This is a genomic window from Hydrogenophaga sp. UC242_53, assembly GCF_042696965.1.
In the GTDB taxonomy this organism is placed as follows: domain Bacteria; phylum Pseudomonadota; class Gammaproteobacteria; order Burkholderiales; family Burkholderiaceae_C; genus Hydrogenophaga.
In genome coordinates this window covers 4135402-4160028 of record NZ_CP170552.1, presented here as the reverse complement: position 1 = coordinate 4160028, position 24627 = coordinate 4135402, and the positions used below count along the sequence as shown (strand labels likewise).

Annotated in this window: 18 protein-coding genes and 5 pseudogenes; 10 read left to right on the top strand and 13 right to left on the bottom strand. The window is 68.6% G+C overall.

Annotated features, from left to right (window positions below; translation table 11 throughout):
• Positions 1-29 precede the first annotated feature (29 nt).
• Positions 30-1533: pseudogene (locus ACFJI0_RS20900) on the top strand (phospholipase D family protein).
• Here ACFJI0_RS20900 and ACFJI0_RS20895 read toward each other — a convergent pair.
• The 4 genes and pseudogenes from ACFJI0_RS20895 to ACFJI0_RS20880 form a co-directional block, all read right to left on the bottom strand.
• A complete protein-coding gene (locus ACFJI0_RS20895) occupies positions 1530-1832 on the bottom strand; it encodes a hypothetical protein (RefSeq protein ID WP_382322169.1) in 303 nt (100 codons plus the stop codon). The pseudogene ACFJI0_RS20900 and the gene ACFJI0_RS20895 overlap by 4 nt on opposite strands.
• The gene (locus ACFJI0_RS20890) at positions 1825-2541 is read right to left on the bottom strand and encodes a metal-dependent hydrolase (protein WP_382322168.1); all 717 of its coding nucleotides are present in this window, start codon (positions 2539-2541) and stop codon (positions 1825-1827) included. Before ACFJI0_RS20890 ends, ACFJI0_RS20895 begins: the two co-directional genes overlap by 8 nt.
• Positions 2542-2564: 23 nt before the next feature.
• Positions 2565-3191 (bottom strand): intradiol ring-cleavage dioxygenase, encoded by a 627-nt coding sequence (locus ACFJI0_RS20885; RefSeq protein WP_382322167.1) that lies wholly within the window; start codon positions 3189-3191, stop codon positions 2565-2567.
• A pseudogene (locus tag ACFJI0_RS20880) lies at positions 3188-3923 on the bottom strand (DUF502 domain-containing protein). Before ACFJI0_RS20880 ends, ACFJI0_RS20885 begins: the two are co-directional and overlap by 4 nt.
• A gap of 126 nt (positions 3924-4049) precedes the next feature.
• Here ACFJI0_RS20880 and ACFJI0_RS20875 point away from each other — a divergent pair.
• Positions 4050-4406: a hypothetical protein gene (locus ACFJI0_RS20875; protein WP_382322166.1), complete on the top strand. Its 357-nt coding sequence runs from the start codon at positions 4050-4052 to the stop codon at positions 4404-4406.
• On the opposite strand, the gene rsmI is transcribed toward ACFJI0_RS20875, so the two are convergent.
• Complete coding sequence (gene rsmI, locus ACFJI0_RS20870; RefSeq protein ID WP_382322165.1) at positions 4400-5311, bottom strand: 16S rRNA (cytidine(1402)-2'-O)-methyltransferase; 912 nt, start codon at positions 5309-5311, stop codon at positions 4400-4402. The two genes, ACFJI0_RS20875 and rsmI, sit on opposite strands and share 7 nt — an antisense overlap.
• Between rsmI and ACFJI0_RS20865 the strand changes: the two genes are divergently transcribed.
• The 3 genes from ACFJI0_RS20865 to ACFJI0_RS20855 are packed head-to-tail and all read left to right on the top strand — an operon-like array spanning position 5311 to position 7064.
• Entirely contained in the window at positions 5311-5748 is a 438-nt protein-coding gene (locus tag ACFJI0_RS20865) for a YraN family protein (protein WP_382163836.1), read from the top strand. The two genes, rsmI and ACFJI0_RS20865, sit on opposite strands and share 1 nt — an antisense overlap.
• 36 nt (positions 5749-5784) lie before the next feature.
• On the top strand, positions 5785-6405 hold the full coding sequence (locus ACFJI0_RS20860) for an SIS domain-containing protein (RefSeq protein WP_291120132.1): 621 nt from the start codon (positions 5785-5787) through the stop codon (positions 6403-6405).
• Positions 6402-7064 carry a BON domain-containing protein gene (locus ACFJI0_RS20855; protein ID WP_382153509.1) on the top strand — a complete coding sequence of 221 codons (663 nt, stop codon included), beginning with the start codon at positions 6402-6404 and terminating at the stop codon, positions 7062-7064. The genes ACFJI0_RS20860 and ACFJI0_RS20855 overlap by 4 nt, the downstream gene beginning before the upstream one ends.
• 107 nt (positions 7065-7171) lie before the next feature.
• On the opposite strand, the pseudogene ACFJI0_RS20850 reads toward ACFJI0_RS20855, so the two are convergent.
• From ACFJI0_RS20850 to ACFJI0_RS20840, 3 genes and pseudogenes are all read right to left on the bottom strand, one after another.
• Positions 7172-8073 (bottom strand): annotated as a pseudogene (locus ACFJI0_RS20850) (NAD(P)-dependent oxidoreductase).
• Positions 8074-8178: 105 nt separating this feature from the next.
• Positions 8179-9315 (bottom strand): PilT/PilU family type 4a pilus ATPase, encoded by a 1137-nt coding sequence (locus tag ACFJI0_RS20845; RefSeq protein ID WP_291120124.1) that lies wholly within the window; start codon positions 9313-9315, stop codon positions 8179-8181.
• Between the two features lie 112 nt (positions 9316-9427).
• A complete protein-coding gene (locus ACFJI0_RS20840) occupies positions 9428-10471 on the bottom strand; it encodes a type IV pilus twitching motility protein PilT (protein WP_291121788.1) in 1044 nt (347 codons plus the stop codon).
• A gap of 39 nt (positions 10472-10510) precedes the next feature.
• On the opposite strand from ACFJI0_RS20840, the gene ACFJI0_RS20835 reads away from it, so the two are divergent.
• On the top strand, positions 10511-11230 hold the full coding sequence (locus tag ACFJI0_RS20835; protein ID WP_382153514.1) for a YggS family pyridoxal phosphate-dependent enzyme: 720 nt from the start codon (positions 10511-10513) through the stop codon (positions 11228-11230).
• Here ACFJI0_RS20835 and ACFJI0_RS20830 read toward each other — a convergent pair.
• Positions 11214-11762 carry a DUF3617 domain-containing protein gene (locus ACFJI0_RS20830; RefSeq protein WP_382322164.1) on the bottom strand — a complete coding sequence of 183 codons (549 nt, stop codon included), beginning with the start codon at positions 11760-11762 and terminating at the stop codon, positions 11214-11216. The genes ACFJI0_RS20835 and ACFJI0_RS20830 overlap by 17 nt on opposite strands.
• Before the next feature lie 69 nt (positions 11763-11831).
• Positions 11832-12302: an Lrp/AsnC ligand binding domain-containing protein gene (locus ACFJI0_RS20825; protein WP_297395587.1), complete on the bottom strand. Its 471-nt coding sequence runs from the start codon at positions 12300-12302 to the stop codon at positions 11832-11834.
• A gap of 106 nt (positions 12303-12408) precedes the next feature.
• Here ACFJI0_RS20825 and ACFJI0_RS20820 point away from each other — a divergent pair.
• Both ACFJI0_RS20820 and ACFJI0_RS20815 read left to right on the top strand, forming a co-directional pair.
• Positions 12409-15382: pseudogene (locus ACFJI0_RS20820) on the top strand (L-glutamate gamma-semialdehyde dehydrogenase).
• Positions 15383-15430: 48 nt separating this feature from the next.
• On the top strand, positions 15431-16489 hold the full coding sequence (locus ACFJI0_RS20815) for a cupin-like domain-containing protein (RefSeq protein ID WP_382322163.1): 1059 nt from the start codon (positions 15431-15433) through the stop codon (positions 16487-16489).
• Positions 16490-16508: 19 nt separating this feature from the next.
• Here ACFJI0_RS20815 and ACFJI0_RS20810 read toward each other — a convergent pair whose 3' ends face one another.
• A complete protein-coding gene (locus ACFJI0_RS20810) occupies positions 16509-19445 on the bottom strand; it encodes an EAL domain-containing protein (RefSeq protein WP_382322162.1) in 2937 nt (978 codons plus the stop codon).
• 262 nt (positions 19446-19707) lie between these two features.
• On the opposite strand from ACFJI0_RS20810, the gene ACFJI0_RS20805 reads away from it, so the two are divergent.
• Complete coding sequence (locus ACFJI0_RS20805) at positions 19708-20010, top strand: RNA-binding protein (RefSeq protein WP_291121781.1); 303 nt, start codon at positions 19708-19710, stop codon at positions 20008-20010.
• Positions 20011-20185: 175 nt separating this feature from the next.
• Positions 20186-22002, top strand: a pseudogene (locus tag ACFJI0_RS20800) (carboxyl transferase domain-containing protein).
• A 24-nt stretch (positions 22003-22026) separates the two neighbouring features.
• Here ACFJI0_RS20800 and ACFJI0_RS20795 read toward each other — a convergent pair.
• Positions 22027-22512, bottom strand: a complete 486-nt coding sequence (locus tag ACFJI0_RS20795; RefSeq protein WP_291112066.1) for a response regulator — start codon at positions 22510-22512, stop codon at positions 22027-22029.
• Positions 22509-24566, bottom strand: a complete 2058-nt coding sequence (locus ACFJI0_RS20790; protein ID WP_382322161.1) for a PAS domain S-box protein — start codon at positions 24564-24566, stop codon at positions 22509-22511. The genes ACFJI0_RS20795 and ACFJI0_RS20790 overlap by 4 nt, the downstream gene beginning before the upstream one ends.
• Between the last annotated feature and the right edge of the window lie 61 nt (positions 24567-24627).

Genomic DNA, 24627 nt, shown 5'->3' with positions numbered 1-24627 from the left:
CCATGGGGATCTTCCAACGAGGTGGGTGGATGATGGCGTTGCTGACTGCCCTGCTCCAGGGCTGTGCCCTGCCTCCGCTGGAAGGGCGCACCGAATCCCGGGCCCTGGCGCCGGCCGAGGCCGCCGCCACGGCGCTGGGCCGCGTGCTGAGCGCTGACGCGCTGGCCCATCCCGGCGAGTCCGGCATCCTGCCGCTGGCCGATGCGCTGGAGTCGTTCGCGGCGCGCGTGCTGCTGGTGCGCGCGGCCGAGCGCACGCTGGACGTGCAGTACTACATCTGGCGCGACGACATCACCGGCAACCTCTTGCTCAACGCGCTGCGCGAGGCGGCCGACCGCGGCGTGCGCGTGCGCCTGCTGCTGGACGACAACGGCGTCGGCGATGGACGGCAAGCTGCTCGCGCTGGACCGGCACCCGGCCATCGAGGTGCGGCTGTTCAACCCGTTCTCCATCCGCCAGCCCAAGGCGCTGGGCTACCTCACGCACTTCAGCCGCGCCAACCGGCGCATGCACAACAAGGCGCTGGTCGCCGACAGCCAGGCCGCCATCATGGGCGGGCGCAACGTGGGCGACGAGTACTTCGGCGCCACCGATGGCGTGCTGTTCGCCGATCTCGACGTGCTGCGCGCCGGGGCGGTGGTGCCCGAGCTGTCGGCCGACTTCGACCGCTACTGGGCCAGCGCCTCGGCCTACCCGATCGACCGCATCGTCCCGGCCGGGACGGTGGTGGCGGCACCGGACGCCGCGGTGCAGGCCGAGCGTGATCCGCGCGCCGCGCGCTACCTGCAGGCCCTGCGCGAGTCGCGCTTCGTGTCCGACCTGCTCACGGGGGGCATCGTGCCCCAGTGGGCGCGCGTGGAGATGGTCAGCGACGATCCCCGCAAAGGCCTGGGGCTGGCCGAGAAGGAGGGGCTGGTGACCCACCAGCTGGCCCAGGTGCTGGCGCGCCCGCCGGTGCGCTCGCTGGATCTGATCTCGCCGTACTTCGTGCCCACCGCAGCGGGCGTGGCGGTCTTCGAGCGCCTGGCGGCCAGGGGCGTGCGCGTGCGCATCCTGACGAACGCGCTGGAGGCGACCGACGTGTCGGCCGTGCACTCGGGTTACGCGCGCTACCGCCAGGACCTGCTGCGCGGCGGCGTCGAGCTGTATGAGATGCGCCGCAGCGCGGTGGTGATGGGCCGCTCGGGCGTGTTCGGCAGTTCGGGCTCCAGCCTGCACGCCAAGACCTTCGCGCTCGACGGCGAGCGCGTGTTCGTGGGGTCGATGAATTTCGATCCGCGCTCGGCGCACCTGAACACCGAGCTGGGGTTCATCATCGACAGCCCGGCCATGGCGCGCGCGGTCGCCGAGGCCTTCGACCGCGAGGTGCCGGCCACGGCGTACGCGGTGCGGCTCGATGAGCGGGGCGATCTGGTGTGGATCGAACGCCGCGACGGCCAGGAGATCCGCCACACCCGCGAGCCGGGCAGCTCACTGGGGCAACGCGCCTGGATCGGCCTGCTGTCGGTGTTGCCGATCGAGTGGCTGCTCTAGCTCGCCGGTGACGGCGGCCGGTTGCCCAGCAGCCGGTGCCACAGACCGGGCAGCGCGGTGGCGAGGTCCGGGCGAGAGCCGTTCAGGGTGGGGCGGTGGCCCCCGTTGGCCCGCTCGGTGTCGGTGCCCAGGTCGAAGCGGAAGGTGTAGTGCGGCTCCTGGCCCATGCGCAGGTCGGTCACGAACAGATGGCCCTCGGTGGCCGACACGCTGTAGAAGCCGTGGGTGAAGGCCGCCATGCGCGCGAGGTAGGGCTCGTTGCGGTGTTGCGCGATCAGGTCCGCGCCGCGCTCATGCACCGTCCAGGTGATCCGCGGGCTGTCGTCCAGCAGCGAGTAGAAGCCCTCGCGGTACTCGGTGGGCGTGGTTGCGCACCAGCCGCCAGAGCACGGTGTTGAACGGCGAGGGCGTGACCAGCAGGTGCTCGGCCGCGATGCCGTCGGCCTGCAGGGACGCCTGCGCCACCCGCATGACGTGCTGCTGCGCGCCGACGCTCCAGCCCAGGTAGAGCGTGCTGAGCACCAGCCCGGCGGTGTTCCAGGCCAGGCCGCGCGCGGACTTCAGCCGCAGCGCCGCGACCACGCCCACGATCAGTGGCAGGGTGTAGGCCAGGTCGATGATGAAGACACTGCCCACGGCGAACGGGTAGTCGCTGAACGGCTGCAGCAGCTGTGTGCCGTAGACCGTCATGGTGTCGAGCAGCGGGTGGGTGATGAGCACCAGCCACATCGCCAGCCACCAGCGCCTGAACAGCGCGGCCTCGCCGTGCACGCGCGAGACGATCCAGGCGAGCACCGGCGCGGCCAGCGTGAGCACGAAGAGCGCATGGCTCTCGGCGCGGTGGCGCGTCATGTTGAGGATGGCGTCGCCGTGGTTGATGAAGGCGTCGAGGTCGGGCAGGGTGCCGCCGATGGCGCCCCACAACGCGGCCTTCCACGCGGCGGTGCGCCGGCCCATCACGGCCACGCCCACGGCCGAGCCGAGGGCAATCTGGGTCAATGAATCCATGCGGCGAGCTTAGCCGCCCGGCTTCAAGCCTGCACGGCGATGGGGAAGGTGGCGCGCAGGCCGTCGCTGCCGGGGGTGAAGGGCACGGTGACGGCGGCGCGGGCCTCTTCGTTCATGCGCCGCCAGAGGCCGTCGCGCTCGTTGCCGGGGTCGCCCGCCACGTACAGCTGGGTGGTGAGCAGCTCCTGCCGGTCCAGCCGCACCTTCACGTGGATGTGGGGCGTGCGGCCGGTGTAGGGCACGGGTTTGAGGGTGCGGAAACGGTAGCGCCCATCGCGGCCCACCGTGACCTGGCCGAAGCCCTGGAACGCCGGGTCGGCCCGTCCGCCGTCGCCCGGGTGGTGGTAGCGGCCTTCGTGGTCGCATTGCCAGATCTCCACCACCGCGCCCGCCACCGGCACGCCGGCAAGGTCGGTCACCGTGCCCTCGACCCAGGTCGGCTGGCCCTTGCTGTAGACCGCCTTGCCGTTCCTGAGCAGGTCGGCGTCGCTGTCGGCCGGCAGCGTGACCGGGTAGAACGGGCCTTCGGTCTGGCTCGGCGTGGGCCGCAGGGACTTGCCCTGCGCCAGCGCGGGCGAAAGCCACGCCGGCGCGGCCACGGCGGCGGCGCTGGCGATGAGGAGGCGGCGGCGCAGGGGATGGGTGCTCATGCAAGTCTCCTAAGACGGCAGCCTGATTGGAAGGTCTGTCCGAGCGCAAGTTCCACGGTCCGGAACAGCGCGGAACTGGCTTTGCCAAGCCGCTGGTGTTGCCCCCTTGGGGGGGGCGCCGAAGGCGGCGCGGGGGGCTTACTTCGTGCCCATCCAGGCGAGCAGCGAGGCGCGCATGGCCTCTTCCACCGACATGTCGATCGGCGTGGTCCAGCTGCGCGGAACGAACACGGTGTAGCCGCCGATCATGTAGCCCATGGGCAGGTAGACCGCCACGTGGTCCAGCTCGGCCAGCCCGGGCGGCAGGCCGGCCATGTTCTGGCGCGTCACCAGGCCGACGATGGTCATCTCGTTGTCCGGCATCTTCAGCATCACCACCTGCTGCTGCGCGTCCTTCTTGTTGGGCGCGAAGTAGTCGGCGAAGCTCTTGAGCGAGGAATAGATGCTCTTGACGACCGGCAGGTTGGTGAACGGCAGCTCCACCCAGGAGAGCATGCGCGCCGTCACGGGCTGGGAGATCAGGAAACCCAGGCCGAAGATCATGGCCGCGCCGATCACGATGCCCAGGCCAGGCAGGTAGAAGTCGCCGACCAGCGGTCGGATCGCCCACATGGCGATGGTTTCCACCCAGACGATGAACAGGTACAGCACGTAGACCGTGAGCGCCACCGGCAGGAAGGTGATCAGGCCGCGGAAGAAGTACTGATAGATCGGTTTCACACGCGGGAGCATACCGCGAGGTGGCTTGCAAACCGCCAGAATGCCCCCATCTGCCCGCTGTTTGCCCCATGCCGGGTGGCATGCCTGGTGTTCGCGCCAGTTCAGGAACTCCCTCGGGGCCAGGAGGCTCTCTCATCCATGAACGGACTCTTCGACTTCTTTGGCCGCGTGCTGCGTGGCGTGATCCGGCTGGCGCTGGCCCTGGCCGCCCTGGTCTTCGTGCTCAGCCTGCTGCTGGCGTCCCTGGTGGTAATGGTCGGCGTCTCGCTCTGGTCGCTGGTGACCGGCCGCAAGCCCGCCCCGGCGGTGGTGTTCAGCCGTTTTCGCCAGACCTCGCAGCGCTACACGCAGGGCGTGTGGCCGGGTGGCGCGGGCGGTGTGCGCCGGCCCATGGGCGATGTGGTCGATGTCGAGGCCACCGAGGTGCCCGAGGCCCCGACCCGCGAACCGGGCGCCCGATCGGGCCCCGACCACACGGCGCGCGTGATCTACTGATCGGCCCGCCGGGCCAGCGCGGCCTCGTACAGGGCGTTGCGTGGCTGGCCGGTGATCTCCGCGCACAGGCGCACGGCGGTCTTCAGCGGCAGTTCGGCCAGCAGCAGGTCCAGCGTGCGCAGCGCCGCCGCGTCCACCGCGCCTGCTTCGGCCGCCTCGGCCGCCAGCGGGTGCACCATCAACACGAACTCGCCGCGCGTGCGGTGCGCGCCGGCCTGCAGCCAGCCAGGCAGGGCCTCGGCGGGCATGGGCGCGATCTCCTCGAACTGCTTGGTCAGCTCGCGCCCCACGGTCAGGGTGCGTGGGCCCAGGGAGGCCAGGTCCTTGGCCAAAGCCTCGATGCGGTGCGGCGCCTCCAGCAGCACGCAGGCGCGCGCATCGGCACCGATCTGCTGCACCTCGCGCTGGCGCTCGGCCGCCTTGGGCGAGAGAAAGCCAGCGAACACGAAACGACCGTCCCAGCCGCTGTGCCCGGCCACGCTGAGCAGCGCGGTGATGCTGCTGGCGCCCGGGATCGGCAGGCAGCGCAGGCCGGCGCCTGCCACGGCGGCGACCAGGCGCGCGCCCGGGTCGCTCACCCCCGGTGTGCCGGCGTCGCTCACATAGGCGATGCGCTGGCCTTCCTGCAGGCGTTGCACCACGGTCTGCGCGGCCTCGGCCTCGTTGTGTTCGTGCAGCGCCAGCAGCGGCTTGTGCAGGCCGTAGCCCTGCAGCAGCGCGGCGGTGTGGCGCGTGTCCTCGCAGGCCACGGTGTCCACGAGCGAGAGCACCTGCAGCGCGCGCAACCCGATGTCGGCCAGGTTGCCGATGGGGGTGGCGACCATGTAGAGCGCGCCCTGCGGATAATGCTGGTGCCCCGCCGCGTCGCGGGCGGCGGCCAACAGGGATGGAGTGCTTGCAGACAATGTGGACATCCAGAAAACAGGCGGCGCCCTCGGGGAGCGGCGCGGCGAAACAGACCACCAAGGACCGGGGCGACGCCGCGGAGGATGCGGCCCTGGTCCACCTGCGGCGCCATGGCCTGGCGCTGGTGCGGCGCAACTTCAGGACCCCGGGCCGGGGCGGTGGCGAAGTCGATTTGATTATGCGCGAGCCCGATGGCACGCTGGTCTTCGTCGAGGTGCGCCAGCGCGCCAGCCAGCGCCAGGGCGGGGCCGGCGCCAGCATCACCGGGGTGAAACAACGCCGCATCGTGTTCGCGGCGCGGCACTTTTTGCTGCGGCTCGGCTCAGAGCCTGCATGCCGCTTCGATGTGGTGCTGATCGATGGCGCGTTCGACGCGCCGACGCCGGTGCGCATCGAGTGGCTGCGCGCCGCCTTCGATGCCTCCGTGGCATTCTGAGCAAATGGATACACCCCTCACCGCTATGATCGCGCCATGCTTCTGCAACGCATCCAGCAACAGTTCATCGACAGCGCCGACCTGAAGTACCAGTGCGCCCAGTCCCTGGCACCGATGGTGGAGTCGGCCATCGCGGCCGTGCTGGCCAGCGTCACGGGCGGCGGCAAGGTGCTGGCCTGCGGCAATGGCGCTTCGGCCGCGGCCGCGCAACACTTCGCGGCCAGCTTCGTGGGCCGCTACGAACGCGAACGGCCCGAGCTGGCGGCGTTTTCGCTCTCGTCCGACGCGGCGGTGCTCACCGGCATCGCCAACGATTTCGATGCCCGCGCGGTGTTCGCCCGCCAGGTGCGCGCGCTCGGCCAGGCCGGCGATGTGCTGCTGGCGCTGTCCACCAGTGGCAATTCGGCCAACGTGCTGGCGGCGGTGGAGGCCGCGCACGAGCGCGAAATGGTCGTGGTGGCGCTCACCGGCGCGCGCGGCGGCCGCCTCTCGATGCAACTGCGCGACACCGACGTGCACCTGTGCGTGCCGCACGAGCTGCCGGCCCGCATCCTCGAAGTGCATCACCTCGTGCTGCACTGCATTTGCGACGGCGTGGACGCCCAGCTGCTGGGCCTGCCCGACGAGTCCAACACCCCTATGGAGAGTGCCTCATGAGCCAGATCAAGAACACCCCTTCCTTTCACCGCATCGCCGCCGCCGCGCTCGCCGTGGCCGCCCTGGGCGCCACGCTGAGCGCCTGCGCGCCCCTGGTGGTGGGCGGCGCGGCCGTGACCGCACTGGTGGCGGTGGACCGCCGCACCTCGGGCGCGCAGCTCGACGACCAGGGCATCGAGCTGAGGGCGTCCAACCGCCTGAAGGACGAGCTGGGCGACGCGCACGCGCGCTACAACCTCTCCAGCTACAACCGCCGCGTGCTGATCACCGGCGAGGCCTCCAGCGAGGCGATCAAGACCAAGGTCACGCAGATCGTGTCCGGCGTGGAGAACGTGCGCGAGGTCATCAACGAGCTGGGCGTGACCAACAGCCCCTCGCTCAAGGAGCGCGCGAGCGACACGCTGATCACCGGCCGGGTGAAGGCCTCGCTGGTGGACGCCAAGGACCTCTCGGCCAGCGCCTTCAAGGTGCTGACCGAACGCGGCACGGTGTACCTGATGGGCCGTGTGACGCAGCGCGAAGCCGACCGCGCCACCGACATCGCGCGCAACACGCAGAACGTGTCGCGCGTGGTGCGCGTGTTCGAAATCATCTCCGAGCAGGAACTCGCCAACATCGGCGCCGCCAAGCAGCCGGCACCGACCAACCCCGCCAAATAACGCCGCTCGAAGAGGCGCGGCCCCTTCCAGAACACGGCGGAACCGGCTTCGCCGGGCCGCACGTGTTGCCCCCTGGGGGGTGACGCCGAAGGCGGCGCGGGGGGAGCCTACTTCAAGCGTTTGATGAGGCTGGAGGTGTCGAAGCGCTGGCCGCCCATGGCCTGCACGTCGGCGTAGAACTGGTCCACCAGCGCGGTGACCGGCAGGCGCGCGCCGTTGCGCTTGGCTTCGTCCAGCACCAGGCCCAGGTCCTTGCGCATCCAGTCCACGGCAAAGCCGAAGTCGAACTTGTCGGCCACCATGGTCTTGCCCCGGTTGTCCATCTGCCAGCTCTGGGCCGCGCCCTTGCCGATCACGTCCAGCACCTGGGTCATGTCCAAGCCGGCCTTCTGACCGAAGGCGATCGCTTCGGACAGGCCTTGCACCAGGCCGGCGATGCAGATCTGGTTGACCATCTTGGTGAGCTGGCCGGCGCCGCTCTCGCCCATGCGGGTGAAGGCGCGCGAGAAGGCCATCGCACCGGCCTGGCGGCGTCGAACGCGGCCGCCTCACCGCCGCACATCACGGTCAGGGCGCCGTTCTGCGCGCCCGCCTGGCCACCCGAGACGGGGGCATCCACGAAAGCGATGCCCAATGCCTTGCCCGCGCCATGCAGCTCGCGCGCCACGTCGGCCGAGGCGGTGGTGTGGTCCACGAACACGGCGCCGGGCGACATGCCGGCGAAAGCGCCGTCGGCACCGAGCACGATGGAGCGCAGGTCGTCGTCGTTGCCCACGCAGGCGAACACGATGTCGGCGCCCTGGGCCGCCTCGCGCGGCGTCGGTTTGTGCGCCCCGCCGAACTCGGCCACCCAAGCGGCCGCCTTCGCGCTGGAGCGGTTGTAGGCCGTCACAGCGTGGCCGGCGCGCGCCAGGTGCCCGGCCATGGGGTACCCCATGACACCCAGGCCGATGAAGGCGACCTTGCGCGCAGGGGTGGATTCGTAGGTGCGTTCGGCGATGCTGGTCATGTGAAGAAGCTTCCAATACAAGAAATGTCGCGGAACCGGCTTTGCCGGGCCGCAGACATTGTCCCCTTGAGGGGGTGACGCGCGCCAGCGCGGCGCGGGGGTGGGTCAAACGATGGTGAGGTGCTCGGTGCCCGCTGCCAGGTCCAGCGACTTGGCGCGCTGGCTGTTGAGCTTGATCTGCAGCCGCAGGTCGTTGAGCGAATCGGCGTTGCGCAGCGCGTCTTCGAGCGTGATGAGGTTGGCCTCGAAGGCGTTGAACAGCGCCTGGTCGAAGGTCTGCATGCCCATCTGGGTGCTCTTCTTCATGATCTCCTTGATCTCGGCGACATCGCCCTTGAAGATCAGGTCGGAGATCAGCGGCGAGTTCAGCATGATCTCCACCGCCGCGTGCCGGCCCTTGTTGTCCTGGCGCGGCACCAGGCGCTGGGAGACCAGCGCGCGCAGGTTCAGCGACAGGTCCATCAGCAGCTGGGCACGGCGCTCTTCGGGGAAGAAGTTGATGATGCGGTCCAGCGCCTGGTTGGCGCTGTTGGCGTGCAGCGTCGCCAGGCACAGGTGGCCGGTCTCGGAGAACTGGATCGCGTGCTCCATGGCTTCGCGGTCGCGGATCTCGCCCATCAGGATCACATCGGGCGCCTGGCGCAGCGTGTTCTTCAGCGCGGCCTCCCAGCTGTCGGTGTCCAGGCCCACTTCGCGCTGCGTCACCACGCAGTTCTTGTGCGGGTGCACGAACTCGATCGGGTCTTCCACCGTGATGATGTGGCCGTGCGTGTTCTCGTTGCGCCAGTCCACCATGGCCGCGAGCGAGGTGGACTTGCCCGAGCCGGTCGCGCCGACCAGGATGCACAGGCCGCGCTTGGAGAGCGCCACGTCCTTGAGCACCTGGGGCAGGCCGAGCTTGTCGATGGTGGGCAGCACGGCGGGAATCGTGCGCAGCACCATGCCGACCTTGCCCTGCTGGATGAAGGCGTTGACGCGGAAGCGCCCGATGGCCGGCGGCGAGATCGCGAAGTTGCACTCCTTGGTGCGCTCGAATTCGGCGGCCTGCTTGTCGTTCATGATGGCGCGCGCCAGCGCCAGCGTGTGCGTGGCGTTCAGGGGTTGCGGCGACACCTTGACGACCGAGCCGTCGACCTTGATCGCTGGCGGAAAATCGGCGGTCAGGAACAGGTCGCTGCCCGAGCGGCTGAGCATGAGGCGCAGCAGGTCGTTGATGAATTTGGATGCCTGGTCGCGTTCCATGAGAGTGTCCTTTGATCAGCAGCGACGGCCGCCGCGCAGGGCCGCCCCAAGCAAGGCCAGCCCCCTTGGGGGGCAGCGACCCGCGCAGCGGTGGAGCGTGGGTGTCGTCATTTCAGCCTGGGAAGTTCTCGGGGATCTTCGCCTTGCCGCGCGCCTCCGCCGGGCTGATCACATTGCGCTTGACCAGCTCCGAGAGGTTCTGGTCCAGCGTCTGCATGCCCACGCTGTTGCCGGTCTGGATGGCCGAATACATTTGCGCCACCTTGGCCTCGCGGATCAGGTTGCGGATCGCGCTGGTGCCCAGCATGATCTCGTGCGCCGCGACACGGCCCGAGCCGTCCTTGGTCTTGCACAGCGTCTGCGAAATCACCGCCACCAGCGATTCGGAGAGCATCGCGCGCACCATGTCTTTCTCTTCGGCCGGGAACACGTCGATGATGCGGTCGATGGTCTTGGCCGCGCTGGAGGTGTGCAGCGTGCCGAACACCAGGTGGCCGGTCTCGGCGGCGGTCATCGCCAGGCGGATGGTTTCGAGGTCGCGCATTTCGCCGACCAGGATCGCGTCCGGGTCTTCGCGCAGCGCCGAGCGCAGCGCGTTCGAAAAACTCAGCGTGTGCGGGCCCACCTCGCGCTGGTTGACCAGGCACTTCTTGGACTCGTGCACGAACTCCACCGGGTCTTCCACCGTGAGGATGTGGCCGTACTCGGTTTCATTGAGGTGGTTGACCATGCCGGCGAGCGTGGTGGACTTGCCCGAACCGGTGGGCCCGGTCACCAGCACCAGGCCGCGCGGGCGCAGCGCGAGGTCGCCGAAGATCTTGGGTGCGTTGAGTTGCTCCAGCGTGAGGATCTTGCTCGGGATGGTGCGGAACACCGCGCCAGCGCCGCGGTTGTGGTTGAAGGCGTTGACGCGGAAGCGGGCCAGGCCTTCGATCTCGAACGAGAAGTCGCACTCCAGGAACTCTTCGTACTGCTTGCGCTGGCTGTCGTTCATGATGTCGTACACCATGCCGTGGACCTGCTTGTGGTCCAGCGGTTCGACGTTGATGCGTCGCACATCACCATGCACCCGTATCATGGGTGGAAGACCGGCCGAGAGATGAAGATCGGATGCTTTGTTCTTGACGCTGAAAGCCAGCAGTTGGGTGATATCCATCCCGGGGTCCCGTGCGGTGTTGAGGTATGACGGCAGATTATGACGACCATTGAACGCAATCTCCAAGGGCTGAAAGAGCGCATTTCGCGTGCTTGTTCACATGCCGGACGCCCCGTGGAGGCGGTGGTTTTGCTCGCGGTTTCCAAGACCTTCGGACCGGACGCCGTTCGTCAGGCGCAGGCCGCCGGTCAGCGGTGTTTTGGCGAAAACTACGTGCAGGAGGGCGTCGAGAAGATCCTCGCGCTGCGCGAGTCGGCTGTTGCGCCGACGCCAACGCAATGGCACTGCATCGGCCCGCTGCAAAGCAACAAGACCCGTTTGGTGGCCGCGCATTTCGACTGGGTGCAATCGGTGGACCGGCTCAAGATCGCCGAGCGCCTGAGTGAACAGCGCCCCGAAGGACTGCCGCCCTTGCAGGTGTGCCTGCAGGTGAATGTGGACGGTGGCCTCACGAAAGCAGGCGTGGCGCCGGCCGAACTGCGCGAACTGGCGCAGGCGGTGGCGCGCTTGCCGAACCTGCGCCTGCGCGGCCTGATGTGCATCCCCGAACCGGCCGAGACCTTCGAAGCCCAGCGCGCGGTGTTCCTGCAGGCGAAGGAGTTGTTTGATCAACTCAATGGCGCGGGCTTGGCACTCGACACGCTGTCCATGGGCATGAGCGACGACCTCGAGGCCGCCATCGCCGCCGGCTCGACCATGGTGCGCGTGGGGCGCGCCGTGTTCGGCGGCCGCCCCGCCAAACTCACTTCCTTGGCTTGACCGTCCCGCAGTCGGCCGACAGCCACTTGCCCTGGCCCTCCATGGTCATGGTCTGGGGCTTGCCCTGGTGCGTGGTGTTCATCACCATCTTCACGGTGTAGGCGGCGTCGCCGCTGAAGGTGTAGGTGCCTTCGCCCGAGGACGGGGGCTTCTTGCAGACGAAACTCATCTTGAGCGCGGTGGCGCTGCGCGAGGTGACGGTGTTGGTGCAGTCGCCATCGCCTTGCATCGGCATGTCCTGCCGCGCGGCCATCTCGGGCGTGATGCAGACCTTCATGGCCATGCCGCCGCCCGAGCCCGGCGTGGGCATGGCCTTGCCCTGTCTGGCCAGCATGTCCTCCATCTGCTTGCGTTGCGCGGGCGGCATGCTGGCCATCTGCTGCTGCATCTGCGCCATGGCCTGGTCCATCTGGGCACTGCCACCGACCTTCTGGGTCATTTCCCACAGGCCGGGTTTGATGCTCTGGGCGTGCGCGGTGGTGGCGGCCAGCGTGACGCCCAGCAACAGGGGGGTGATGGTGGTGTGGTGCATGGCGGCTCCCATGGGTGAGAGTGCCATTGTGCGGCGCCGGGTGGGCGTGTCAACGGCGGCGTCAATGGATCACAAGGGCAGCCGCGAGCTGTTCTTTACCTCTTCCATCACCGCGTAGGTTCTTGTCTCGCGCACGCCGGGCAGCTGCCACAACACGCTGCCGGCGAAGTCGCGGTAGGCGGCCATGTCCGCCATGCGGGTCTTGAGCAGGTAGTCGAAACCGCCGGCGACCATGTGGCATTCCATGATCTCGTCGCGCACCTGCACGGCGGCCTTGAATTCGTTGAACACGTTGGGCGTGGTGCGGTCGAGCAGCACCTCGACGAAGACCATCATGCCCCGCCCGAGCTTGAGCGGGTTCAGCCGCGCCTCGTAGCCCAGGATGTAGCCGTCGCGCTGCAGGCGCTGGGTGCGCGCGAGCACGGCGGTGGGTGACAGGGCCACCGCCTCGGCCAGCTTGAGGTTGGTCAGCCGGCCGTCGGCCTGCAGGAGCTGCAGGATCTTCAGGTCGATGCGATCGGGTTCCTGGGTGTCGGACATGGTGGTGAATTATCCGGTTGGAGCTGATATTTTTGGTGAAAAACTCGGTTGATTCGGCGGCACCATGCGTGAATTCACCGATCGCCCGCCTTTCTGGAGTGTTCCAATGCCCCGTGCCCAAGACCGCCTGCCGTTCCCTTACCGCCCCGAAGCCGGCGTTCTCGCCCAGCGCCTGAGCGCCTTGCGCGGTGCCCTGGATTGGGTAGCAGCCGCGGACCATGCGGCGCCCTGGGTGCGCGCGGTGCGCGAGAACCCGCCGCCATTCTGGGCCATGGAGAGCCTGCTCAAGGAGTACCCGATCTCCAGCGCCGAGGGCCTGGCCCTGATGCGACTGGCCGAGGCGCTGCTGCGCGTGCCCGACGCCGAGACCGCGATCGCCCTCACCGCCGACCAGCTGGGCCGAGCCGACTTCGATGGCGCGGCCGACTCGACGCTGGCGCGCCTCTCGTCCACGGCGATCGCCATGTCCAAACATTTCCTGCCGCACGCGGGCAGCGAGCCCGGTCTGATGGCCAAGCTGGGCGCCAAGACCGTGGTGGCCGCGACGCTGCGCGCGGTGCAGTTGCTGGGCCGCCAGTTCGTGTTGGGGCAGACCATCGAGGAGGGCATGAAGGAGGCCGCCTCGGCGCGCAGGCGCCAGGCCAACCTGCGCTTCAGCTTCGACATGTTGGGCGAGGGCGCCCGCACCGACGAAGACGCCCTGCGCTACCTCGCGAGCTACCGCAACGCCATCGCGGCGATCGCGCGCAGCGCCGACCCGGCGCGGCACCCGGGCCAGAACGACGGCATCTCGATCAAGCTCAGCGCCTTGCACCCGCGCTACGAGGACGCGCAACACGACCGCGTGATGCGCGAGCTCGTGCCGCGCGTGTGGTCGCTGTGCGAGGCGGCGGCCGCCGCCAGCCTCAACCTCACCATCGACGCGGAAGAGGTGGACCGGCTCGAACTCTCGCTGGCCGTGTTCGAGGCCCTGGCGACCCGGGTGGCGCAACACTGCCCCCAATGGCAGGGTTTCGGCCTGGCCTTGCAGGCCTACCAGACGCGGGCGGTCGAGCTGATCGAGCACGTGGCGGGCCTGGCGCGGCAGCACCGGTTGAAGTTCATGTGCCGCCTGGTCAAGGGCGCGTACTGGGACGCCGAGATCAAGCGCGCGCAGGAGCTGGGCCTGCCGGCCTACCCGGTGTTCACGCAGAAGCCGCACACCGACGTGAGCTACCTGGCCTGCGCGCGGGCCCTGTTCGCGGCGCACGACGCGATCCACCCGCAGTTCGCCACGCACAACGCGGGCACCATCGCGGCCATCTTGCAGATGGCGGCGAAGCAGGGCACGCCGTTCGAGTTGCAGCGCCTGCACGGCATGGGCGAAGGCATCTACCGCGAGGTGTTGAAGAACCCGGCCGTCTCGTGCCGCGTCTACGCCCCGGTGGGCGCGCACCGTGACCTGTTGGCCTACCTGGTGCGCCGCCTGCTGGAGAACGGCGCGAACTCGTCGTTCGTGCACCAGCTGGCCGACGAGTCGGTGGGCATGGACGAGCTGCTGGTGTCGCCGCTGGCACAGTCCCGGCCCGAGGCCCTCGCGTCCCCGCTGCCCTTGCCGCCCGACCTGTACGGCCCGGCGCGCCCCAACAGCGAGGGGCTGGACCTCGCGGTGGTCGCGCACCGCGAGCCGCTGCAGGCCGCGCACGCGGCGCTGGTGGTGCCTGCGGTGGCCGAGGCCCGCGCCGCCGACGCACCAGCCGCCGTGAATGCCGCCGTGCGGGCCTTCGCCGGCTGGAACCACACGCCGCTGGCCGAGCGCGCGGCCACGCTGCGCCGCGCGGCCGACGCCATGCAGCAGCAGATGCCGCGGCTGTGCGCGCTGCTGGTGAAGGAAGCGCACAAGGGCTGGAACGACGCGGTCTCCGAGGTGCGCGAGGCGATCGATTTCCTGCGCTATTACGCGAACGACGCCGAGCGCGTGATGGCACCGCAGGCCCTGCCCGGGCCCACCGGCGAGAGCAACACGCTGCGCCTGGAAGGGCGCGGCGCCTGGGTCTGCATCAGCCCCTGGAATTTCCCGCTGGCGATCTTCACCGGCCAGGTGGCGGCGGCGCTGGTCACGGGCAACACCGTGTTGGCCAAGCCGGCCGAGCAGACCCCCGCCATCGCGCTCGAAGCGGTGAAGCTGCTGCACGCGGCGGGCGTGCCTACCGACGCGCTGCAGTTGCTGCACGGCCCGGGCGATACCGTGGGCGCGGCGCTGGTGGCGCAGCCCGGCGTGGCCGGCGTGGTGTTCACCGGGTCGACGCAGGTTGCGCAAGCTGATCCAGCGCGCGCTCGCCGCGAAGGACGGCCCCATCGTGCCGCTGATCGCCGAGACCGGTGGCATCAACGCCATGCTGGTGGACAGCACGGCCCTGCCCGAGCAGGTGGCCGATGCCGTGGTGCAGAGCGCGTTCCGCAGCGCGGGCCAGCGCTGTTCGGCGCTGCGCCTGTTGTGCGTGCACGAGGCCGTGGCCGATGGCGTGATCGCGATGATCCAGGGCGCGGCGAGCGAGCTGGTGGCGGGCGACCCGGCCGATCTGGCCACCGACCTGGGGCCGGTGATCGATGCCGAAGCCTTCGAGGGCATCGGCCGCCATCTGCAGCGCCTGAATGCCCAGGCCCGGCCGCTGCTCGACGCGAACCGCTCGCCGGCCCTGCCTCAGCTGGTCGCGCCGCGCATGTACGAGGTGGGTGACATCGCCGAGGTGGCGCAGGAGATCTTCGGCCCGGTGCTGCAGGTGGTGCGCTGGGGCGGCGACCCGATGGGCGTCATCCAGCAGATCAACGCGCTGGGCTACGGCCTCACGCTGGGCATCCAGACCCGCATCGACAGCCGCGCACTGGCGCTGGCCGGCGCGGCGCGCGTGGGCAACGTCTACGTGAACCGCAACATGATCGGCGCCGTCGTGGGCGTGCAGCCCTTCGGGGGCGAAGGCCTCAGCGGCACCGGGCCCAAGGCGGGCGGTCCGCACTACCTGCAGCGCTTCTGCGCCGAGCAGACGCTCACCATCAACACCACGGCGGCCGGGGGCAACGTGGCGCTGTTCACCGGGTAACCCTCCGACACGTTTCGACACCCGGCCGGTGCGATACTGGCCGCCGCCATGAGCCCGCCCACCATTCCCGCCGCGCCCAAGCCCCTGGAGGCGGCGCCCTTTCGCCCGCTCGACGCGGGCTGGCTGCAATGGATCGCCGAGAACAGGCTGCGCCATTGCACGCCCGAATCCATGCTGGTCACCATGACCGAGGCGGGCCTGGACCCGGCGGAGTGCGAGCCCGCGATCCGGGCGATGGACAGCGACCCGGCGTTCCTTGCCGCGCGCAAGTTTCAGCAGCTGCAGACCAAGCTCGAATCGGTGATGGCCAACCAGCAGAAGCTGCTGGAGCTGAACCCGTGCTATGGGCAGGTGGAGAAGCGCGGCGACGTGCCGCTGGACGAGTTCGTCGAGAAATACGTGGTGGGCAGCCGCCCGCTGGTGCTCACCGGCGTGGCGCGCGACTGGCCCGCCCTGCAACGCTGGTCGCCCCAGGACCTGCGGGAGCGCTTCGGCCACCTGCAGGTGGAGATCCAGGCCGAACGCAGCGCGGACCCGAATTACGAGGTCAACAAGCTGGACCACCGGCGCAGCGTGGGCCTGGCGAATTTTGTCGATCAGGTGCTGGCCGGCGGCACCACCAACGACTACTACCTGACCGCCAACAACGAGATGCTGGCGCGGCCCGAATTCGCGCCCATCCTGGCCGACATCGGCAGCCTGCCGGCCTTCTGCGACCCCTCGCAGCTGGCGCGCCGCGCCTCGTTCTGGTTCGGCCCGGCGGGCACGGTCACGCCGCTGCACCACGACACGCTCATGCTGTGCCACACGCAGATCGTGGGGCGCAAGCGCTGGCGCTTCATCTCACCCTTGCAGACGCCGCTGCTCTACAACCACTTCGAGGTCTACAGCCCGATCGATCTGGACCGGCCGGACCTCGCGCGTTATCCGCTGTTCAGCCAGGCCACGGTGCTCGAGGTGATCGTCGAGCCGGGCGAGACGGTGTTCCTGCCCCTGGGCTGGTGGCACCAGGTGACGGCGCTGGACGTGAGCCTGTCGTTCTCGTTCTCCAACCTGGCCCTGCCCAACCATTACAGCTTCCAGAACCCCACCATCACCAACTGGTGAGGGGTGGGGCTGCCGCCGTTCAGGACAGCACCAGCATGCCCGCGGTCGGGTTCTGCAGCAGGGCGTCGAGCGCCTCGATGGGCAGGGGCTTGGCGAACAGGTGGCCCTGGAACTGGTCGCAGCCCTGGTAGGCCAGGAAGTCGCGCTGTTCCTGCGTTTCCACGCCTTCGGCCACCACCTGCAGGCTCAGGCTTTGTGCCAGCGCGATGATGGCGCGCGAGATCGCGGCGTCGTTCGGGTCGGTGAGCACGTCGGCCACGAAGCCCTTGTCGATCTTGAGCTGGTCCAGCGGCAGGCGCTTGAGCACCGAGAGCGAGGAATAGCCGACGCCGAAGTCGTCGAGCGAGAGCGTCACGCCCAAGGCCTTGAGCATGCCCATCTTGTCGATGGTGATCTCCATGCGGTCGGCCAGCAGGCTTTCGGTGAGCTCGAGCTTGAGCTTGTGCGGTCGGATGCCGGTGCGTGTGATCGCGGCCATCACCATGTCCACGAAATCGGGATGGCGGAACTGGCGCACGCTCACGTTGACCGCGATGCTCAGGTTGGCGGTCTGCGCCCGGTCGGCCCAGGCCGCGAGCTGCTCGCAGGCCTTCTCCAGCACCCACTGGCCCAGCGGCAGGATCAGGCCGGTGTCTTCGGCCACGGGAATGAAATCGGCCGGGAACATCAGGCCGCGCTGCGGGTGCTGCCAGCGCACCAGGGCCTCCACGCCGGTGATCACGCCCACGCGGTCCACCTGCGGCTGGTAGTGCACGACGAATTGCTGCTCGCTCAGCGCCACGCGCAGGTCGGAGCTCACGGTGGCGTTGGCGCTCACCGTGGCCTGCATGTTGGGGTCGAAGAAGCACAGCGTGTTGCGGCCCAGCGACTTGGCCTGGTACATCGCCAGGTCGGCCTGCTTGAGCAGCTCGCCCACGTCGCTCTGCTGGCCGTTGAACGAGGTCACGCCGATGCTGGGGGTGGCGAAATGCTGGTGGCCGGTGAGCTGGAAGGGCTCTCGCAGCGTGTTGAGCACCTTCTCGGCCAGGGCGGTGGCCTTGAAGGCGGCGGCGTCCGGGTCGGTGCTCAGGTCGTCGACCATCACCACGAACTCGTCGCCGCCCAGGCGCGCGACCATGTCGGTCTTGCGCACGCTCTTGGTCAGGCGCGCGGCCACCTTCTGCAACAGCTGGTCGCCCATGTGGTGGCCCAGCGTGTCGTTGAGGATCTTGAAGTTGTCCAGGTCGATGAACATCAGCGCACCGTGCTGGCCCGAGCGCGCGCTCGCCGCCAGGGCCTGCTGCAGCCGGTCCAGCAGCAGCTGGCGGTTGGGCAGGTCGGTCAACGCGTCGTAGAACGCCAGGTGGCGGATCATGTCCTCGGCGGTCTTGCGCTGCGTGATGTCGCGGCCCACCGCCACCCAGTGCGTCACCTCTTCGGCGGTGGCCTGCACCGACACCACCTCGAGCTCCACCCAGAACATGGCGCCGTTCTTGCGGCGCACCATCAGTTCGGTGCGCGCCTGTTGCGTCTGCTGCAGGCCTTGCGCGAGTTCGCGCAGCTTGGGGATGGCCGGGTCGAGTTCGAGCAACATGCGCGGCGTCTGCCCCAGCACCTCGGCGCGGCTGTAGCCGGTGTGCTGCTCGAAGGCGTCGTTCACGAACACGATGCGCGGCTCCTGGTCGTCGCTGCCCGCGCCGGTCTCGGCGATCACCACGATGTCGTTGAGCCGGGACACGCTGGTCTCCAGCAGCATCAGCTGTTCCTGCGAGCGCCGCCGTTCGGTGACGTCGCGGAAGTAGACCGCCAGGCCTTCGGCGAACGGGTAGGCCCGAACCTCCAGCCATTTGCCCAGCGTGGGGAAGAAGTCTTCCAGCTCCACGCGGCGGTTGGTGTTGAGCGATTTCGTGAGCTGGTCTTTCAGGCGCTGCGAGAGGCCGGCGCTGAAACCTTGCCAGACCTCCAGCCCCAGCAGATCGGCGGTGGTCTTCTGCAGCAGCCGTTCGCTCTCCTGGTTGAGGTAGGTGAAGCAGCACTGCCGGTCCAGCGTGACGAAGGCTTCCGTGATGCTGGCCAGGGTGGTGGTCAGGCGCATCGCCAGGCGCAGCGTGTCCTGCTGGGCCTGCTTCTGCGCCGAGATGTCCTGGATCGCGCCCTGGATGCGCACGATCTGGCCGTTGGCGCGCCGCACGGCGGTGCCCACGGTGCGCACCCACTTGGGCGCGCCGCCTTCGACCATCACCTGGATCTCCTCGTCGAAGCCTTCGCCGTACTGCGCGCAGCGCTCCAGGCGCTGGCGGATGCCGTTGCGCCACTCGGGGGAGTAGCGCTGCACCATGTCCTCGAGGTTGCGCACCTGCCGGTGATCGGCCAGTCCGAGGATGGTGGCGAACTCGTCCGAGTGCACGACCTCGCGCGTGGAGAGCTGCAACGACCAGCTGCCCGCGCCGGCCGTGTGCTCGGTCAGGTTGAGCCGGCTTTCGCTTTCGCGCAGCACGTTGGCGTTGTACTGCTCGCTTTGTTCGCAGCGGCGCGCCAGCGCCAGCACATCGGCGGCGTGTTGCGACAGCAACTGCAGCAGGGGCGTGCCGATCGCCGGCTGTTCGCGCGGGCCGTGGTCGAGCAGCAGCAGGCCGGACTGTCCCACCGCATCGAACACCGGCAGCCAATGTCCGTGGCGCCAAGGGCTGGCGGTCTCGGGCAGCCAGCGCTCCACATCGGCGCGCTCGCGCAGCAGCGCGGTGCAGGCCTCCAGGGCCCTGGCCGCCTGATCCGGGTCGAGCCCGTGCGAGCCCAGAACTTCGGGCGGCGCATGGGACAGGTCCACCAGCAGCGCCGCGCCCGTGCCCGCGAGCTGCGTGGCGATCTGGGCCAGGCGATCGAGCTCACCGCGCTGGTGAGGCACGGTCCAGGCGCCGGTGCGCTCCATCGCGGTGTCGGCGACCAAAGGGGGGCGGTTGTCGGATCCAGGGCGCATGGCAAGGGGTTTCGGTGGTCGAGGGTGCAGCATACAGACCGTCTGTCATCTGCCGCACACATGGCGGGCGTAAGGTCGCCCCAGGCGTGTGAACTTCCGCACGACCTCCCCAAATGTGGGGAATTTTTGTAACATAAATGTTAGATTTTGTTGCTTATGTTCTAACATGGCCCCCATCGCCGATGCCAAGCCTCCGTTTTCACAACACTTTCGCGCCACCGCATCGCCACCACCGCCGATTTGAACTTTGAGGGAGTTGATTGTGAGCACACTCGCAGAACTCAGGCAATACAGCGACGTCTCCAGCCTGAAATCCGCACTGCACCAGCTGTGCAGTGAGTTCGGGCGCATCACGCGGCTCGACATCCTGACCGCCATGCACGAAGGCACCAAGCAGGCCATCTGCTTCCTGCGCATGGAGCGCCCCGAGCAGGAGCAGGTGCTGATGAAAAGCCTGGGCGTGGGCCGCTTCGGGGGTGAAGTCGTCTTCGTGCTGAACCTCAACGTGCCCGTGACGGCCGAGGACGGTCCTTCGTCCCAGTGGGCCGACTCCGACATCTATTGAAAGCACCCCCCGCGTCGCCTGCGGCGCCACCCCCCTGAAGGGGGGCGACACTTCGGGCCGGCACAGCCGGACCCTCGGTGTCTCTGGAAAGGGAGCTCCTCGCTCCGGCTCTTTTCCTGTCTCCCGATTGACCTCTGCGCGCCCTGGCGCCGCGCAGAATCGGCGCATGAATGCCTTGCGCTCTCCCCTGGCCGCTCAGATCGTTCAATGGCTGGTCGCCCCTGGTGACCCGGTGCGCCAGGGCGACGTGCTGGTGATCCTCGAAGCCATGAAGATGGAGCACGAGCTGCGTGCCGAAGCGCCTGGCCGTGTGCTGGAGCTGTTGTTCGCCCCGGGCGAGTCGGTGCAGCAGGGCGACGTCCTGTTGCGCACCGAGCCGGTCGCCCGCGCCGCCACCCCGCCCACCACCGCACCGCAGGAGACCGCCCAGGCCGGGCCGGCCGCGCTCAGGCCCGACCTGCAGCGCCTGCTCGACCGCCAGGCCCGCACGCTCGACGCGGCCCGGCCCGAGGCGGTGGCGCGCCGCCACGCCCTCGGCCAGCGCACCGCGCGCGAGAACATCGCCGACCTCTGCGACGAGGGCGGCTTCATCGAGTACGGCGCGCTGGCGGTGGCCGCGCAGCGCCAGCGCCGCAGCGAAGACGACCTGATCGCCCACACCCCGGCCGACGGCATGGTGACCGGCATCGGTTCCGTCAATGCCGCCCAACACGGCGCCGAGCGGTCGCGCACCGCGGTGATGGCCTACGACGCCACGGTGCTGGCGGGCACGCAGGGCATGCGCAACCACCAGAAGACCGATCGGCTGCTGGGCCTTGCGCTGGCGCAGCGCCTGCCGGTGGTGCTGTTCGCGGAAGGCGGTGGTGGCCGACCGGGCGACACCGACATGCCCATCGTCGCCGGCCTGCATGTGGGCACCTTCGCCGCGTTCGCGCGCCTCTCGGGCCAGGTGCCGGTGCTGGGCGTCGTCAGTGGCCGCTGTTTTGCGGGCAACGCCGCCTTGCTGGGCTGCTGCGACGTGGTGATCGCCACCCGGGGCAGCAACATCGGCATGGGTGGCCCGGCCATGGTGGAGGGGGCGGGCTGGGCGTGTTCCGGCCCGAGCAGATCGGCCCGAGCCCGGTGCAGCACGCCAATGGCGTGATCGACGTGCTGGTGGACGACGAAGCGCAGGCGGTGGCGGTGGCCCGCCAATACCTGTCGTTCTTCCAGGGCCCGGTCGACGGCGGACGCGCACCCGATGCCCGGGCCCTGCGCGACGTGGTGCCGGAGAACCGGCTGCGTGTGTACGACACCCAGGCGGCGATGGCAGGGCTGGTCGATGTCGGCAGCCTGCTGCCGCTGCGCACCGGCTTCGGCGTGGGCATCCACACCGCGCTGGCGCGCATCGAAGGGCGCGCGGTGGGCCTGATGGCCAACAACCCGCTGCATCTGGGCGGTGCGATCGACGCCGACGCCGCCGACAAGGCCGCGCGGTTCATGCAGCTGTGCAACGCACACGGCCTGCCCATCGTGAGCCTAGTCGATACGCCCGGCTTCATGGTCGGGCCGGACATCGAAGCGAGGGCGCAGGTGCGGCACGTCAGCCGCCTGTTCGTGATGGCGGCGGACCTGCGTGTGCCCTTCTTCAGCGTCGTGCTGCGCAAGGGCTACGGCCTGGGCGCCATGGGCATGACGGCCGGTGGGTTCCATTCGCCGGCCTTCACCGTGGCCTGGCCCACGGCCGAATTCGGCGCCATGGGGCTGGAAGGCGCCGTGCGCCTGGGCTATCGCAAGGAGCTCGAAGCGGAGCCGGAGGGGCCGCGGCGCGATGCCTTGTTCGACCGGCTGCTGGCGCAGCAGGTCGCCAATGGCTCGGCGGTGCAGATGGCGACCACGCTCGAGATCGATGCCGTGATCGACCCGGCGCTCACGCGCGACTGGCTGGTCAGGGGACTGGCGGGGGCGAAGGTGTCAGAGCCCCGCCCGGGGCGATTCATCGACACCTGGTGAGGCCCGAGGAGGGCCCCGGGTTCATCAGATCAGGTCGCCGAAACCGGTGGTGCGCACGCCCGCGCTGGGCAGTTGCGGCGCGGTCTGGTTGATGTTGATCCAGAACTCGCATACGTGCTTCATCGCGCTGAGGAACTGCGAGAACTCGGTGGGCTTGGCGATGTAGGCGTTGGTGCCCGCATCGTAGGCGCGCAGCAGGTCGCTCGGCTCGGTGGAGGAGGTCAGCACCACCACGGGGATGTGATGCAGGTTGTCCGAGCCCTTGATTTCCCGGAGCACGCCGATGCCATCCAGCAGGGGCATCTTCAGGTCCAGCAGCACCAGCATGGGGTTGCTGCCCGAGCGGTTGGTGAAACCGTTGCGGCGGTGCAGGTAGTCCAGGGCCTGCATGCCATCCGAGACGTGCGTCACCCGCCCGTCCAGCCCATGGCGCGCCAAGGCCAGCTTGGTCAGCTCGGCATCGTCGGGATTGTCTTCAACGAGAAGGATGGCGTCGGCGTTTTTGCTCATGGTTCCAGGGCGGCCGGCATGGAGTCGGGAGGAGACTCGAACCCATGGGCGCCTTCAAAAGGTAGCGAAAAATAGAACACACTGCCCTCTCCGAGCTGGCTTTCAGCCCAGATGGTGCCGCCGTGTCGCTCAATGATGCGCCGCGTCAGTGCCAGGCCGATGCCAGTGCCTTCAAACTCCGAGGCGCGATGCAGGCGTTGGAAAACGCCAAACAGCTTCTGGGCGTATTTTGTGTCAAAACCCACGCCATTGTCACGAACAAAGAAGGTATAGCCGACAACAGGGTCCATGCTCCAACCCACCTCGATGCGCGTTCTTTCACGCGGACGGGTGTATTTGTAGGCGTTGCCCAACAGGTTGGCCCAGACCTCGCGCAGCAGCAGGGCGTCGCCCTGCACCACGGGCAGGTCGGGCGCCACCACCCAGTCGACCACCCGGCCTTCGGTGTCGTGCCCGATCTGGCCGACCACCGCATCCACCAGCAGGGTGAAGTCCACCGCCGTGAGGTTCACGGCCGAACGCCCCAGGCGCGAGAACGCGAGCAGGCCGTCGATGAGCTGGCTCATGTGCCGGGCTGAATTGCCGATCGTGCTCAGGTAGCGGGCGCTCACCTCGTCGCATTGGCCACCGAGGTGTTCCTCCAGCAGGCTGACGAAACTGGAGATGTGGCGCAGGGGCGACCGCAGGTCGTGCGAGACCGAGTACGAGAACGACTCCAGGTCCTTGTTGGCGGCGAGCAGCTGCTCGGTGCGCTCGACCACCCGGTTCTCCAGCTCGTCGTTGATGTTGCGCATCAGGTCGTCGAGCCGCTTGGCGTCGGTCATGTCCCGGTTGACCTTGGCGAAGCCCTTGAGTTCGCCGCTGTCGTCGCGCAGGGCAATGAGCACCGAGTGCGACCAGTACTGCGAGCCGTCCTTGCGGGTGTGCCAGTTGTGCAGCTCGTGCTGCCCACGTGAGGCCGCCAGGCGCAGCATCTGCATGGCGCTGACCTTGCCATGGTCCGGGTTGACCGGATCGAACAGCACGCCGTAATGGCGGCCCAGCATCTGCGTGGGCGAATAGCCGTCCATGCGCTGGGCGCTGTCGGTCCAATCGGTGATGATGCCGTCGGCATCCATGAAGAAGATGCAGTAGTCGCGCAGGTTGTCCACCATGAGGCGGAAACGCTGTTCGCTCTCCAGCAGTTCCAGCGAGCGCTCGCTGATGCGTTGCTCCAGTTCCTCGTTGAGGTGGACGACGCGCTCTTCGATGCGTTTGCGGTCGGTGATGTCGATGATCTGCACGAACAGGCCCTGCACCTTGCCTTCGTCATTGAAGTCGGGCAGGTAGCTCGCGCTCACGAAGATCTGCTGGCCATCGATGGTGGGGCGCCAGGTCTCGAAGTGGTGGGGCTGGCCGGCCAGCGCCATCCGCATGCGAGGCTCGATGTCGGCCCAGACGTCGGGTTTCACGCATTCACCGATGTGCCGCCCGATGATGTACTGGGGGTCCATGCCATAGACGCGCAGGTGCTCGGCATTGGCGAACCGGAAATGCAGGCCCGCATCGAGGTAGGCGATCAGGCCAGGCACGTGGTCGGTGATGGTCTGAAGGAAGCGCTGGTTGTCGCGCAGCGCCATCTCGGCTGCCTTGCGCAGCGTGATGTCCACCACCGTGGTGTTGCTGCGCAGGAAGCGGCCGTCGGCATCGCGCACGGCGGACGACGAGAGCAGGGCGTGGAAGGTGCTGCCGTCGCGGCGGCGCATCTCGTACTCCACGGCCTCCAAGGCATCGTCCTTCAGGATCTTCTGCATGCGGTGCTCCAGCAGATCCGTGTGCCGCGGCGCCATCATGTCGCGGAAGGCCATCTTGCCCACCACCTCGTCGCGGCGGTAGCCCAGCCAGTCGAGCTCGGTGTCGTTGATGGACACGTAGATGCCGTTGACGTCGAGCGAGTGGTAGCCGCAGGGCGCGTTGTTGTAGAGGTCCTGCGATTGCCGCAGTGCGCTGTTGAGCTGGCCGTTGGCCTGGCGCACCAGGTCTTCCGACGCCTTGCGCTGGGAGAGGTCGATCATCTGGATGATGATCCCCTGCACCTGACCCGCATGCCAGTACGGCGTGTATTCGATGCCGGCG

Bases quoted from the DNA above. Each gene is read 5' to 3' on its own strand.
- ACFJI0_RS20890 (WP_382322168.1), bottom strand. From the start codon at position 2,541: ATGGATTCATTGACCCAGATTGCCCTCGGCTCGGCCGTGGGCGTGGCC.
- ACFJI0_RS20885 (WP_382322167.1), bottom strand. From the start codon at position 3,191: ATGAGCACCCATCCCCTGCGCCGCCGCCTCCTCATCGCCAGCGCCGCC.
- ACFJI0_RS20875 (WP_382322166.1), top strand. From the start codon at position 4,050: ATGAACGGACTCTTCGACTTCTTTGGCCGCGTGCTGCGTGGCGTGATC.
- ACFJI0_RS20865 (WP_382163836.1), top strand. From the start codon at position 5,311: ATGTGGACATCCAGAAAACAGGCGGCGCCCTCGGGGAGCGGCGCGGCG.
- ACFJI0_RS20860 (WP_291120132.1), top strand. From the start codon at position 5,785: ATGCTTCTGCAACGCATCCAGCAACAGTTCATCGACAGCGCCGACCTG.
- ACFJI0_RS20855 (WP_382153509.1), top strand. From the start codon at position 6,402: ATGAGCCAGATCAAGAACACCCCTTCCTTTCACCGCATCGCCGCCGCC.
- ACFJI0_RS20845 (WP_291120124.1), bottom strand. From the start codon at position 9,315: ATGGAACGCGACCAGGCATCCAAATTCATCAACGACCTGCTGCGCCTC.
- ACFJI0_RS20840 (WP_291121788.1), bottom strand. From the start codon at position 10,471: ATGGATATCACCCAACTGCTGGCTTTCAGCGTCAAGAACAAAGCATCC.
- ACFJI0_RS20835 (WP_382153514.1), top strand. From the start codon at position 10,511: ATGACGACCATTGAACGCAATCTCCAAGGGCTGAAAGAGCGCATTTCG.
- ACFJI0_RS20830 (WP_382322164.1), bottom strand. From the start codon at position 11,762: ATGCACCACACCACCATCACCCCCCTGTTGCTGGGCGTCACGCTGGCC.
- ACFJI0_RS20825 (WP_297395587.1), bottom strand. From the start codon at position 12,302: ATGTCCGACACCCAGGAACCCGATCGCATCGACCTGAAGATCCTGCAG.
- ACFJI0_RS20815 (WP_382322163.1), top strand. From the start codon at position 15,431: ATGAGCCCGCCCACCATTCCCGCCGCGCCCAAGCCCCTGGAGGCGGCG.
- ACFJI0_RS20810 (WP_382322162.1), bottom strand. From the start codon at position 19,445: ATGCGCCCTGGATCCGACAACCGCCCCCCTTTGGTCGCCGACACCGCG.
- ACFJI0_RS20795 (WP_291112066.1), bottom strand. From the start codon at position 22,512: ATGAGCAAAAACGCCGACGCCATCCTTCTCGTTGAAGACAATCCCGAC.
- ACFJI0_RS20790 (WP_382322161.1), bottom strand. From the start codon at position 24,566: ATGATCGACCTCTCCCAGCGCAAGGCGTCGGAAGACCTGGTGCGCCAG.